Source organism: Sanyastnella coralliicola (genome assembly GCF_030845195.1).
GTDB classification, from domain to species: Bacteria; Bacteroidota; Bacteroidia; order Flavobacteriales_D; family Sanyastnellaceae; genus Sanyastnella; species Sanyastnella coralliicola.
Window position 1 is genome coordinate 2,551,465 of sequence record NZ_CP132543.1, and the last position, 12,635, is coordinate 2,564,099.

A 12,635-nucleotide genomic window follows, 5' to 3' on the forward strand; every position below is an offset into this window, starting at 1 on the left:
AAATTACTAGTCGAAGCGAATAGCTTTCACTGGAGTGATCTTCGCAACATAGAGTGCTGGAAGCAACATAAATAGTACGCAGATCACAAAGGTCACGAGTTCTATCTGCAGCAAGTACATCCAATCAAACTTAATTGGAACATAATCTACGTAGTAGCTTTCAGGGTTCAGAGCAATCGCACCAGTGGTCAATTGGAAGTAGGCCAACCCAAAGCCAAGAAGGTTCCCGATGAGCATTCCTAGACCGATGATTCGCGCTGCGTGGCGAACGAAAACAAAGACCACTTCACGGTCTTTCATTCCAAATGCCTTGAGCATACCAATCATGTTCGTCCGCTCTAAAATGATGATGAGCAAGGCTGAAGTCATGTTCACTACCGCGATGAAAATCATCATGTAGATAATGAGGTCAACGTTTAAATCGAGCATCTCGAGCCAGGAGAAGATTTCTGGATTGCGATCTGCCACATTCTGTACCTGCATGTAGTAAGGCACCATGTAGAACACCTCATCATCAAAAGCTCTGAGATCGTCGTAATCATCAATCAAGACTTCGAAACCGCCAGCATACTTATCCCAGCTACCTCCAGAAGTTCTTGTTTCTGTCGTGTATACGCACGGCACATTTTCCGCGCTAGCGAATTGAATAGAAGCCCAAGCTGTATCAGGAAGCGATCGATTGCGATCTTCAACCACCACCATAAAGGTCGTGTCACCTGTCACCTCCACACGGTGCGGACCTCTGCCTTCTAGATCTGTTCCCGGCCAACGGAAAGTGAGGTCAGACTTGCCGCCGAAACCTAATCCCTCAAGGCCAATGGTTCCTTCGTAACACGAATCTTGAACTAAGATTTGTGCTTCGATCCCCCATTTATTGATTCGCTGAAGATGAGCGATATCTACAAAGACGAACTCCTCGTCAAACTCCTTCAAACCGGTGCTGTAGATGGTCGTCACATTGAAGTTCCTCGGTCGAATATCTCCGTCGTCTAAGACGAAATAGAGCGTGACTTTGTCTCCAAGCCCAATCTTCATGCGCTTGGCAGTCCATCGCGAGATCATCAGATCAGGTGAGGGATCACTGCCTGCCGTTCTCAACGAATCACCTTCTTCGATTTTGTCTTGGAAAAAGCTCCAGTCGAAGTCTTCACCAATTCCCTTAATCACACAACCTTGGAGGTCACTTTTGGTCTCCATGATTCCCGGCTTGGTGGCGAAAATCTGAATATGGCGGATTCCAGGAGTTTCTTGAAGCGTTGGATAAAACTCTTGATCAATGGCTACGCGAGAGCTTTCCTTATTGAAAGTCTGTTGGGTATTTACGATCTGAAAATGGGCACCAAAGCCCACCACTTTATCACGCACTTCTTGCTGAAAACCAGTAACAATAGCCACTGAAATGATCATCAACGCCACCCCGATGGCCACCCCTGCCGTAGCGATAACCACCACGGGTTTGGAGAGTTTGCCTCCTCCGGCGCCAGACATACGAGATGCGATGAAACGAATGATCATACGCACAAAGATGCTTAAAAGTCCGACTTCTGTTAGCAATACGTGTGCAAATTGAGCGTGAAGTCTTGGAACAATTATTGAACTTAGTCGGCTATGCGCACACTGCTCATTCTATTCTTCCTTCCCATCATCGCTTGCGGTCAAGTTGAAATGACCGAAGCCAAGATGAATGACCTCAAGCTTAACGCCGAGATTAAAACCGGTGCATCCCAGTTTGATCGCTACTTACCGCTTCTTGAGAACAAGAACGTAGGCATCGTGGCTAACCATACTTCCATCATAGGTGAGGCACATTTGGTGGACGAACTGCTCGGAAAAGGAGTTTCAATTCATGCGGTATATGCTCCTGAGCATGGTTTTAGAGGTGATGCCGCCAATGGAGAAAAGGTGGAAAATGGAAAAGATCCTTCCACTGGGTTGACTATTTATTCGCTGTACGGAAAGACGAAAAAGCCTACGAAAGCTATGCTTGAAGGCGTTGACGTCATGATTTTTGACATGCAAGATGTAGGAGCCCGGTTCTACACCTATTTGTCTACCATGCATTATGTCATGGAGGCTAGCGCCGAAGCGGACATCCCTGTTATTGTGCTTGACCGCCCGAATCCGAATGGCTTTTATGTAGACGGCCCTGTGCTTGAAGAAGGGTATGAAAGCTTTGTTGGAATGCACCCCATTCCGATCGTTCACGGCATGACGCTTGGAGAATTAGCGCGCATGATCAACGGTGAAGGATGGTTGGCAAATGGCATTCAATGCGACCTCACGGTCATCAGTTGTTCGAATTACCGAAAGAGTGATTTGTACGAATTACCAGTTGCTCCGAGTCCGAATCTTCAGAGCATGGAGGCGGTCTACCTCTACCCCTCGCTTTGTCTTTTCGAACCTACCATCATCAGCATCGGAAGAGGAACTGAACAACCTTTTGAGATCTATGGACACCCTGATCACAAGTACGGTTCGCTAGCCTTCACTCCTGAAAGCATGCCTGGCAAATCACTACATCCGAAACACGAAGGTGAGACCTGTTATGGTCAAAACTTAAAAGAGTTCGGGAGCTTCTATTTCCAAGCGAACAAACAGCTCTACTTAGGCTGGTTTATGGCGATGTACGAGTCGTTTGATGTCGGTGGAGAATTCTACACCAGTCCGAAGTTCTTTGACAAGCTAGCTGGTACTGGTTCGTTACGTCAAATGATTTCAGATGGCGCTTCGGAATCCGAGATTCGCGCAAGCTGGAAACCGGGACTAGAAGCCTTTATGGAACAACGAAAGCCCTATTTGTTGTACGCTGGATACTGATCAGCAATTCCCGAATGACATCCGATTCCGCGCTAGCGAAGTGCAGGGTAGCGTATTATTCTGTATTTTCACCGCTCGGAAAACGTTGGGATATGAAACGCGTATTATTCTTAGGACTTCTTACTATCATCATCGGAGCACTTGGATGTGCTAAGAATGAGGAATTCGTAAATCCAGTTTACATGTGTGAATGCGGAAGCGTGAGCTGGCAAGGAACTGCCTACCCGCTTCAGTTAGCTGAATACGTGCAGCCGGATGAAGACAACTTCCTATCTCGTCGTTACTACCTCACTGCAGACATCCGTCTTGAAGGACAAACACAGCCGCACACGTTAGCGATTACGCTTGGAACAGATAGCGTTGATCAAGTAGTGCAGTTCATTCCTGCAGACACTGTTTTCAATCTTGTAGAGGAAATCGATCAGAATAGCCAGCTTCTTCCGTACCGTACTTACGTATGTACAAATGGAGTAGTAAACTTCAATCCAGCCTTTCTAGGTGGACGTGAGTCAGTGGCATTTGAAATGATTTTGCGTGAAACTATTGGAACGGATACCGTTGGATTTGACATCCCGTTCAGCGGTAGCTTTAACGTGACGATCCAGTAAGGCTACTCTTCACTGAGCCATTCTTTCTTCCGCGTTAGCGCGAATTCCATGACAACATCTTTGCTGTCGGTAAATGGAACTTGATACAATTGTACATCAGGAAGTACACCTCCGTTGTGTGTTCCTTCTACGTTCAGATCGAACCAGATTCTAGGCACATGCACGATGAACCCTGTGTTCGGTAGCACTAGGTCATAGTAGTAGCCCGAAGTGTGTCCTTGATAACCGCCGCACGTTTCTTCGCCGATGAGGGTACAGTTTGTACCATAAGTTTTTGCGAGCGCAGCAAATTCAGCAGCTCCAGAGAAAACGTTGCGGTCAATGAGGACCGTTACTTGTCCTTCGAATCTATTTTCTGGCTCCACGAAAGTGCGTGAGAATCGGTTTCTTCGTTGCCATTCTCCTTCTTCGTCTTTTCGGAATTCAACAAGACGGTAAACCAAATCCTCCATTCGCTTTGCGAAAGCATGATCGATGTACTCGTAATCATCGGCTTGTGGGGAACGGATTACGACTTTGTCGTACTTGGCATCCATTGAGTTTTCAATGCAAGACAGTAGGAGATTCTCTACTCCTTCCCGTCCGCCTCCGTTTCCTCTGACGTCTATGATGAGTTCCTCGCACCCTTGTGCTTCCATTTCATTCAATGCATTCAATAAAGTCGCTTTGTACTTTCTCAAGCTCCACCCATTGAAGCTAGAAACGGTGATGACACCAATGTTCTGATCAATTTCAAAGGTCATAGGCGCGTCTTCATCGTATGAATAACGGCAATAGATCTCTGAAGCATCGTTGATGAGGTCGTTCATGTAGATCGAAGGAACGAGAGCACGTTCGGCACCGGTTTTTCCTTTGTACTCAACGATATGTGATTCATGGAATCCGAAATGCAAGGCGTAGTACCACCAGAATTGGCCTTCCATTCCACCTAATTTACCATTGAGTGAATAGCCATCTGCGGTGAAATACGGCATGAGTTCATTGACTACTTTTCGAATCGGTAGGCCATTGATGGCAACGAGTTCGGTGCCTTCTTCGAGATCATAGCAATCACTGAAATTCTGTTCCACGAACATTCCTCTTCCGGTCACTTTCACTGTGAATGGCATGAATTTCTGCGTTGCGAGTAAGTATTCACTTTGCATTTCGCTCGGCATGATCCAGGTATGTCCGTCGTGAATTTTATCGATGTAGACCGCCATCTTCCGGTATGCTTCAGCGAGGCTGACTACCTCCTTATCTGATTGCATTCCGTCAAGCAATGACTGCTTGGTTTGAGCGGAAGTGTATTGATCAAAACCGCCGTGATTCTGAATCAGGAACTCCTCCAACACCTCCATATCGGCAGCGAAGGCCTCACTAGGAAGCGCATTTTCATGCCAAATATCTCCCTGACCAAAAGTCAGGAAACAAGCGGTAGAGAGGGCGCATGTCAATACAAATCTCAACACGAGAGTTAGCGGTTTTGCTTATTAAATACGTAGTATACCCTTAAGGGTTACCCGAATTATCAGGTAAAGGTTCCTCTTGTTGAGTAGGTTCTGGTGGAGTAGATTCCTCATCAGACTTGAGGACAAGAATCAAGATCAAAATGAACACAAGTAACGCTAGGAATGCCTTTGGGTCTTTGTAAAGCGGTTTTTTGTGCACGCGCTTCAGGGTAGACTCGTAGTTAGTCACCAGCTTTCCGAAGTCTTTGTACTTCGAAGGATCTTCGTCCTGTTTTGCTTCGTTATCTAACTTATACTTCCTCATTTCTCTACCCCCATCGCTGTTCGCAAGGTACTCACAATGCGTGAAACCCTCATTTTCGCTGCGTTTTCGGTGATCCCTAAGATCTCTGACAATTCCTTGAAACTTCTGCCTTCGAAGAATCGCAATTCCATCAAGGCCAAGTGAGCTTCAGGGAGGTCATTCAATTGAATAATTAGTCGTTCAAGACGATCATCTTCAAGGTACTCTTCTGTTTTATCAACTAAAGACCTTAATTGATCGCTTGAGATGCTCAGTTCTTTCACTTTCTTCTGCTTTCGCCACCATCCATTTACCTCATTTAAGGCAATGCGGAACAACCAAGAACGAAAGGCAATACCTCTGATCTCGAACTTCCTGATGTGAGACATGGCTTTAAGGAAAGTTTGACTCGTAAGATCTCCGGCTGTTGGAGCGTCTGGAACACGAAGACGGATGAATCCGAAGATGGCATCGAAGTGCATCTCATACAAAGGCCCAAATGCCCTTGGATCCCGCTGTGCGAGGACAATCAACTCTATTTCTTTTGGATTCAAGTCGTCAGCTATTCCTTACCCCAACGTAGGATTGTTCCTATTTCGTTTCCATAAGCTAAGGAAAATGTAACCACCCTCCTTGGTTGCCGTATTTATGAGGAGTAAAGAACAGCTATGTATCGCCACCTTATCATAGGAATGTTTCTTCTGAGCCCTCTCAGTTTCCAGCAAGGCTCAATGCAGAGACATGTAGTACGTACTCATGACAACGGACAACCGTATGTGGTTGTGTACACCGTTGGTGAGTTCCATGATCGTGTGAAAGAAGAACTCTTTTACGACAATGGGAACCTTGATTACGTCGGCCACTACAAACGTGGTGTAGAGCACGGCGAATGGATTTACTACTGGGAAAACGGCAATATGAAATCATGGGAGTACTATGAGAAGGGCCGTGAAGAAGGAACTCATTACGACTGCAACGAAAAAGGCGAAAAGATCAAGCTATATCACTATCGCAAAGGTGTCTTAATCAAAGAAGAAGTAGTAAGCCCTTAATTATACTTCCATTACTTGGTCTTCCGCGATAGCGAAGACCTTATCATGTTTAGCCGGGCGAATGCAATGCGTTCCTGTGAAGTATCCGAAAGCCGGCATCACCCCCATTTCTTTAGCAAACCAAAAACACGGTAAGCGAAGGTACTGTCGAGCAGCTCCCCGCAGTCTTACAGCAGGATGGATATGTCCGCATAGGTTGTAACCCTTACGTGCATTCTCATCTTCGATGGGCTCATGGGTGAAGTGAATTCCTTGTTCCACTTTATCATCAAAACATTTGATTCCGCTTCGTTCAAAATGGTGTTCTGGAATGATATCGTGGTTCCCTCGAACCAGCTCCACATGAAGATCATTGAAGTTCGCTAGCATATCCGCGAAATGCTCCCAGTCTTGGTTGTATGTGGAGTGAAAAAGATCACCCAACAATAAAAGGCGTTCAGGCTTTTTATCTGAAAGTAACCCTGAGAGGGTCCATAAGATTTCAGTGTTCGTTTCTTGCGGCATCGCAATTCCATTTCTGCGGAAATGCCCCCCCTTTCCAATGTGGAGATCGCTGACGATGAGGGTCTTTTCATCTCCCCAAAGAATGGCTTTCTCTGGAAGTAGTTCGAAGGTGATATTTGGAATTGGATTGAACTGCATAAATCATTGCGAGGGGGTAATATTACCCGAATATCATCCACCATCCAAGCCAATGGGTTCAATGCTCTAATCCAAGGGTATAATCTGAACTTTCTGTTAACTCATTTTGGCTCTTCCACAACAATTCTTTCACATGGCTTTAACCCGTTTATCTCAAGAGAGGTCGGACCTTTGCGGCGAAAAATTAAAACACTACTCAAGTGAACCGATTGATTTGTTCTTTCACTTTACTCCTCAGCATGACATTGGCCTCATCAACAGCCTTTGCCGGAGGGGAACCGTTTTCAACTAACGCGGAGGTCAGAAAAGAGATCTCCCGCGCGATCAGCTACCCGGGAGCGATCCAACATTCGAATGATGTTGAATTCGTACTTGTCAGCTTCCGGATCGAGCCATGTGGTTTGATCAGCATCCTCGAGACGAATGCCAGCAACGAAGCCTTTGAGCAATATGTTGTTCAGAAGCTGGAGTCAATGAACTTCGAAGGCACGAATGGTGAAGTGCATCATATGCGATTCACCTTCAGAAGCCAAGATATTTAAGTAAAAAGCCCCGCAAATGCGGGGCTTTACAATTCAATCTTTTTCTGGTATTAGAACCCATACGAGATACTCACCCCTGCGAATGGGACGGTCTCTTGTTCGATAGTAGACTCGTCATAGTTACTCGCATTTGTGCCGTTGGCTATCAGCGTCTGAGTTCGGGTATAGTCAATGAATGAATAGCGATACTCAGGACCAACGTAGGCTTCAAAACCCAAACCGAATGAGGTCAACATCTGGAAGCCGGCGAGTAGACCTACTCCGATGTAGTCACGATCCCATTTTTCTTCTGTCAATTCAAATTCATTGTTGAAGTTGCGGTCTTCATTCTCCGTACGATACTTGGAGAATGCGCTGAAGAAGAATCCGGCTGGCGTTTTATCGCTCGTGAATTCACTCATGTAAACACGGAATTCGGGTACAATAACGAAACCGGTTTTATTACGTTCATCGAGGTATTGACCTCCTCCCGTTTCTCGCTTGTATACATCGAAAATTCCTCCAACGTTCAAATTTACGGTGGTGTATTTCCCGAGAACGCGCTCGTAACCGAACTGGTAGCGTGAATCGAAAATACCGTCGAAGTTTAGTTTCACCACATTCTTTGGTGAGTCGTCAGTTTCTGATTGTGCAAACGATGGCAGACCTAGTACCATCACACACATAATGAGAAGTAGTTTCTTCATAGTTGTCGAAGTTATAATGTTTTCGATAACTGCAAAGGCGGCAAACTCCTTGCCAAAGCATAAAAAAGGCCTCGATATTGTATCGAGGCCTTTTGAATATCAGGGTTAAGGACGAATCCTTACGCTTGTTCTTGTTTGATCAAGTTCAATGCTGAACCTGCCTTAAACCACTCAATTTGCTGAGCGTTGTAAGTGTGGTTTGTCTTAATTGTATCCGTGCTTCCGTCTTTGTGTACGAGCTCGATAGTGATTTGCTTACCAGGAGCAAAGTCTTTCAAGTCTACAAAGTTGAACGTATCGTCTTCTTGGATCTTATCGTAATCTGCTTCGTTATCGAAAGTGATTCCGAGCATTCCTTGCTTCTTCAAGTTCGTTTCGTGAATACGAGCGAATGATTTCACAAGAACTACGCGTACTCCAAGGTGACGTGGTTGCATCGCTGCGTGCTCACGGCTTGAACCTTCTCCGTAGTTACTGTCTCCTACAACTACCGTTGGAACGCCTGCGGCTTTGTAGCCACGTTGTACAGCAGGAACTTCCCCGTAAGTACCATCAATTTGGCTCTTCACGTTGTTTGTTTCCTGGTTGTAAGCGTTGATTGCTCCAGTTAGCGTGTTGTTTGAGATGTTGTCAAGGTGACCACGGTAACGTAGCCAAGGACCTGCCATAGAGATGTGGTCAGTAGTACATTTTCCGAAGGCCTTGATTAGTAGCTTCGCCCCCATGATGTTCTCACCATCCCATGGTGCGAATGGAGTCAATAGCTCTAGACGTTCACTTCCGTCTTTTACAACCACTTCAACACCAGAACCGTCAGCAGCCGGTGCAAGGTATCCTGCATCTTCTACGTCAAATCCTTTTGAAGGAAGCTCTTCACCTGTAGGCTCAGCAAGCATCACTTCTTCACCGCTTTCGCTCACCAGCTTGTCTTTCATTGGGTTGAAACCAAGCGTTCCCGCGATAGCGATTGCAGTCACCAATTCAGGAGAACCAACGAATGCATGTGTATTTGGGTTACCATCAGCTCGTTTTGCGAAGTTTCGGTTAAACGAGTGAACGATGGTGTTCTTTTCTTTCTTCTCAGCTCCTTCACGTGCCCACTGACCGATACATGGTCCACAAGCATTAGCGAATACTGAGGCACCGATCTCATCAAAGATCTTGATGAATCCGTCACGCTCGATCGTGTAACGTACTTGCTCTGATCCCGGAGTGATCGTGAATTTCGCCTTCGGCTTGATGTTCATATCAGCCGCTTGCTTCGCGATGCTCGCCGAACGAGAGATATCCTCGTAGCTTGAGTTAGTACAAGACCCGATCAATCCAACTTCTACCTTCAATGGCCATCCGTTCGCTTCAGCTACCTCACCCATCTTAGAGATTGGAGTTGCGATGTCTGGAGAGAATGGTCCGTTCAAGTGTGGTTCGAGTTCGTCAAGGTTGATTTCGATTACCTGATCGAAGTACTGCTCAGGGTTAGCATATACCTCTGGATCAGCTGTCAAATGTTCTTTTACTCCGTTGGCTAGATCAGCGACTTCTGCACGACCTGTAGCACGTAGGTATCGTGCCATGCTTTCGTCGTATCCAAATGTTGAAGTTGTAGCACCGATCTCAGCACCCATGTTACAGATAGTACCTTTACCAGTACAGCTGATAGATTCAGCTCCAGGGCCGAAGTATTCTACGATCGCACCCGTACCACCTTTCACAGTGAGGATACCAGCTACTTTCAAGATCACATCTTTAGCGCTTGTCCAACCGTTCATACGTCCGGTTAGCTTCACACCAATCAGTTTCGGGAATTTCAGCTCCCAAGGCATTCCTGCCATTACGTCTACCGCGTCAGCTCCACCAACACCGATAGCTACCATTCCGAGTCCACCAGCGTTTACTGTGTGAGAATCGGTTCCGATCATCATTCCACCCGGGAATGCATAGTTCTCAAGAACTACTTGGTGGATGATACCTGCACCTGGCTTCCAGAATCCGATACCGTACTTGTTCGATACTGATTGAAGGAAGTTGAATACCTCGTTGTTCTTATTGATCGATTCTTGAAGATCTTTTCCAGCTCCGATACGTGCCTGGATCAAGTGATCACAGTGAACAGTTGAAGGTACAGCTACTTTTGCCTTTCCTGCTTGCATGAACTGCAATAGGGCCATCTGTGCCGTTGCATCTTGCATAGCAACACGGTCAGGTGCAAAGTCAACGTAGCTTTTACCACGATCGTAAGGAGTTTCTGGAGTAGCGTCCCAAAGGTGGCTGTAAAGGATCTTTTCAGCTAGACTAAGTGGTTTACCTGCAACTTGGCGCGCTTTCGCGATACGCTCTGGCATTTTTGCGTAAACCTCTTTGATCATTTCGATATCAAATACCATAGAGGCGGGATTGAATTATTATAAGAACATTTGTAACAGGGGCGCAAAGATAAGAATTTGCCGCAAGGATACCGTACGCCATCAAGGTCTTCCGTTCGCGGAAATTCATCCTTCCGCGCTAGCGTGCTTATACTACATTTGAAACATGACTCGATCAACGATCGCTGAGAACATCAAAGTCTCTCTTCGGGCTATCCGAAGTCAATTGTTGCGTACCATTCTAACGGTATCCATCATTGCTTTGGGTATCATGGCTCTCATTGCCATGGTAACGGCTACTGAATCGTTGAAAGGCAGCATTACAGAGTCGTTTTCTTCGGTCGGCACGAACACTTTTAGCATTCGAAACAAACGCAGTCGAGGACGTAGAATGGGACGCATCGAAAAGCAGACCCCTCCGATTTCTTATCGCGAAGCAAGAGAATTCAAGCGCGATCTCGATGCTGACGCCACCATTTCACTCTCTGCCATGGGATCAGGAATGGCGACCATCAAATACAAGAGCGAGAAAACGAACCCCAATGTGCAGGTGCTCGGTATTGACGAGAACTACCTCCACAATTCAGGTTACGAGCTCTCTTCGGGCAGGAACTTCACCGCAAATGACCTTTCTACCCCACAAAACCTGGTGATCTTAGGGAAAGATGTGGTTGGAAAACTATTTGATAGTTGGGATGACCCCGTCGATAAAGTGGTATCCATTGGATCTATTCCGTACCGGGTGGTGGGTGTATTAAGTGAGAAAGGGAAGATCATGGGAATGTCTCAAGACAACCAGTGCTTCATCACCCTGACTAACCTGAAGAAACAATACGCAACGGCTAATACCAACTACAGCATCAGCGTCATGGTTGATCGTGTTGAAGACATGGACGATGTGATTGCCGAGACCTATGGGGTCATGAAAGTTGTGCGTGGCGATCGCCTTGGCGAAGACCAGAGTTTTGAGGTGCAACAGAGTTCCGGTATGATGGACACCATGACCGACGGTGTGGACTATGTGTCATACGCCGCCGTAATTATTGGACTCATCACCCTCTTCGGAGCAGGTATCGGACTCATGAACATTATGCTGGTTTCTGTGACAGAACGAACCAAAGAAATCGGAGTCAGGAAAGCAGTAGGTGCAAACTCTCGCACCATTATGCTGCAGTTCTTGGTTGAGGCCATCGTCATTGGCCAGATCGGAGGAATTATGGGTATTCTGCTTGGTATCGGCGTTGGAAACATCGTGGCTTCCTTCATGAATACTCCATTCGTGATTCCATGGTACTGGATTATGGTGGGTGTGACCATGTGTTTGATTACCAGTGTGGCTTCAGGGATCTTCCCAGCATTCAAGGCTGCGAAGCTCGATCCAATAGAGTCGCTTCGTTACGAGTAAACTCCTTCAGAAAATATTTACAGAAACCCCGCGTTGAGGATGTGAACCACAACTCCCATCGCCTATCACGTGATTCTACATGTTAACCAAACAAAAACAAACATGAGATCACTCATTTTTTTCTCACTCTCTGTCCTACTCGCCCTCTATTCTTGTAAAAAAGACGAAGAAATCGTCTGTGACCCTATTGTAAATACAGCTCCGGTCTATCAATCCTTTTCCGAAGGAAGCTATTGGACCTATCAAAACGTTCGCGTTGAAAGCGACGGTACTGAGACGATCGAATCTGCAGTTGATAGTATCGTGGTAGCTGGAGACACCCTGATCAACGGATTGGAATACACTGTGTTCGAAGGAACCAGCTGGCCATTCCAAGACAATGAATGGGGCATCATTTGGATTCTCCGTGAAGAGAACGGAGAGTTACTCGATGAACAAGGCAACATCATTATGTCGTGTTGCAACTTCACCGATACGCTGAACACCGTTGAATACCCTTCAGGGGAAGAAATATTCGCGACTGCTACCTACATGATGAGCAATGAGATTCCAGAAATCACGGTTCCTGGAGGCACCTTCGCGGGAATCGAATTGGTAGGCACCTTCACCATTCTGAATGAACCTGAAGGACCAGACAATCCAAGGTATACATCTCGGTATTATGCCCAAGGGATCGGACAAATCCGCGATACGTGGTTCTTTGCTGGGAACACCGAGGTTCACTATGAAAAGCGCTTGTTAGATTATCATATAGGATACTAGGGCGAACAACAGTCTTAAACCAGA

Annotated in this window: 13 protein-coding genes; 6 read left to right on the forward strand and 7 right to left on the reverse strand. The window is 46.2% G+C overall.

Annotated elements, in window-relative coordinates; genetic code table 11:
• Nucleotides 1–6: 6 nt before the first annotated feature.
• Entirely contained in the window at nt 7–1,515 is a 1,509-nt protein-coding gene (locus RA156_RS10615; RefSeq protein WP_306640025.1) for an FtsX-like permease family protein, read from the reverse strand.
• 93 nt (nt 1,516–1,608) lie between these two features.
• On the opposite strand from RA156_RS10615, the gene RA156_RS10620 reads away from it, so the two are divergent.
• The gene (locus RA156_RS10620) at nt 1,609–2,817 is read left to right on the forward strand and encodes an exo-beta-N-acetylmuramidase NamZ family protein (protein WP_306640027.1); all 1,209 of its coding nucleotides are present in this window, start codon (nt 1,609–1,611) and stop codon (nt 2,815–2,817) included.
• Between the two features lie 92 nt (nt 2,818–2,909).
• Complete coding sequence (locus RA156_RS10625; protein WP_306640028.1) at nt 2,910–3,425, forward strand: hypothetical protein; 516 nt, start codon at nt 2,910–2,912, stop codon at nt 3,423–3,425.
• Nucleotides 3,426–3,427: 2 nt separating this feature from the next.
• On the opposite strand, the gene RA156_RS10630 is transcribed toward RA156_RS10625, so the two are convergent.
• The 3 genes from RA156_RS10630 to RA156_RS10640 are packed head-to-tail and all read right to left on the reverse strand — an operon-like array spanning nt 3,428 to nt 5,713.
• On the reverse strand, nt 3,428–4,873 hold the full coding sequence (locus RA156_RS10630; RefSeq protein ID WP_306640029.1) for a S41 family peptidase: 1,446 nt from the start codon (nt 4,871–4,873) through the stop codon (nt 3,428–3,430).
• 43 nt (nt 4,874–4,916) lie between these two features.
• Nucleotides 4,917–5,180: a hypothetical protein gene (locus RA156_RS10635; protein WP_306640031.1), complete on the reverse strand. Its 264-nt coding sequence runs from the start codon at nt 5,178–5,180 to the stop codon at nt 4,917–4,919.
• On the reverse strand, nt 5,177–5,713 hold the full coding sequence (locus tag RA156_RS10640; RefSeq protein ID WP_306640033.1) for an RNA polymerase sigma factor: 537 nt from the start codon (nt 5,711–5,713) through the stop codon (nt 5,177–5,179). Before RA156_RS10640 ends, RA156_RS10635 begins: the two co-directional genes overlap by 4 nt.
• 177 nt (nt 5,714–5,890) lie before the next feature.
• Between RA156_RS10640 and RA156_RS10645 the strand changes: the two genes are divergently transcribed.
• Nucleotides 5,891–6,211, forward strand: a complete 321-nt coding sequence (locus RA156_RS10645) for a toxin-antitoxin system YwqK family antitoxin (RefSeq protein ID WP_306640034.1) — start codon at nt 5,891–5,893, stop codon at nt 6,209–6,211.
• Here RA156_RS10645 and pdeM read toward each other — a convergent pair whose 3' ends face one another.
• A complete protein-coding gene (gene pdeM / locus RA156_RS10650) occupies nt 6,212–6,853 on the reverse strand; it encodes a ligase-associated DNA damage response endonuclease PdeM (RefSeq protein ID WP_306640035.1) in 642 nt (213 codons plus the stop codon). It abuts the gene before it with no gap.
• Between the two features lie 200 nt (nt 6,854–7,053).
• Here pdeM and RA156_RS10655 point away from each other — a divergent pair, with 200 nt between their 5' ends.
• Nucleotides 7,054–7,395, forward strand: a complete 342-nt coding sequence (locus RA156_RS10655; protein ID WP_306640036.1) for a hypothetical protein — start codon at nt 7,054–7,056, stop codon at nt 7,393–7,395.
• 50 nt (nt 7,396–7,445) lie between these two features.
• Here RA156_RS10655 and RA156_RS10660 read toward each other — a convergent pair whose 3' ends face one another.
• Nucleotides 7,446–8,081 (reverse strand): DUF3575 domain-containing protein, encoded by a 636-nt coding sequence (locus tag RA156_RS10660; RefSeq protein WP_306640038.1) that lies wholly within the window; start codon nt 8,079–8,081, stop codon nt 7,446–7,448.
• A 119-nt stretch (nt 8,082–8,200) separates the two neighbouring features.
• Entirely contained in the window at nt 8,201–10,465 is a 2,265-nt protein-coding gene (locus RA156_RS10665) for an aconitate hydratase (protein WP_306640040.1), read from the reverse strand.
• A gap of 145 nt (nt 10,466–10,610) precedes the next feature.
• On the opposite strand from RA156_RS10665, the gene RA156_RS10670 reads away from it, so the two are divergent.
• Nucleotides 10,611–11,849, forward strand: a complete 1,239-nt coding sequence (locus tag RA156_RS10670) for an ABC transporter permease (protein ID WP_306640041.1) — start codon at nt 10,611–10,613, stop codon at nt 11,847–11,849.
• Between the two features lie 102 nt (nt 11,850–11,951).
• Nucleotides 11,952–12,611: a hypothetical protein gene (locus RA156_RS10675; RefSeq protein ID WP_306640043.1), complete on the forward strand. Its 660-nt coding sequence runs from the start codon at nt 11,952–11,954 to the stop codon at nt 12,609–12,611.
• Nucleotides 12,612–12,635 lie beyond the last annotated feature (24 nt).

Coding starts and splice junctions, on each gene's coding strand:
- RA156_RS10615 (WP_306640025.1), bottom strand. CDS start 1,515: ATGATCATTCGTTTCATCGCATCTCGTATGTCTGGCGCCGGAGGAGGC.
- RA156_RS10620 (WP_306640027.1), top strand. CDS start 1,609: ATGCGCACACTGCTCATTCTATTCTTCCTTCCCATCATCGCTTGCGGT.
- RA156_RS10625 (WP_306640028.1), top strand. CDS start 2,910: ATGAAACGCGTATTATTCTTAGGACTTCTTACTATCATCATCGGAGCA.
- RA156_RS10635 (WP_306640031.1), bottom strand. CDS start 5,180: ATGAGGAAGTATAAGTTAGATAACGAAGCAAAACAGGACGAAGATCCT.
- RA156_RS10645 (WP_306640034.1), top strand. CDS start 5,891: ATGCAGAGACATGTAGTACGTACTCATGACAACGGACAACCGTATGTG.
- pdeM (WP_306640035.1), bottom strand. CDS start 6,853: ATGCAGTTCAATCCAATTCCAAATATCACCTTCGAACTACTTCCAGAG.
- RA156_RS10660 (WP_306640038.1), bottom strand. CDS start 8,081: ATGAAGAAACTACTTCTCATTATGTGTGTGATGGTACTAGGTCTGCCA.
- RA156_RS10665 (WP_306640040.1), bottom strand. CDS start 10,465: ATGGTATTTGATATCGAAATGATCAAAGAGGTTTACGCAAAAATGCCA.
- RA156_RS10670 (WP_306640041.1), top strand. CDS start 10,611: ATGACTCGATCAACGATCGCTGAGAACATCAAAGTCTCTCTTCGGGCT.
- RA156_RS10675 (WP_306640043.1), top strand. CDS start 11,952: ATGAGATCACTCATTTTTTTCTCACTCTCTGTCCTACTCGCCCTCTAT.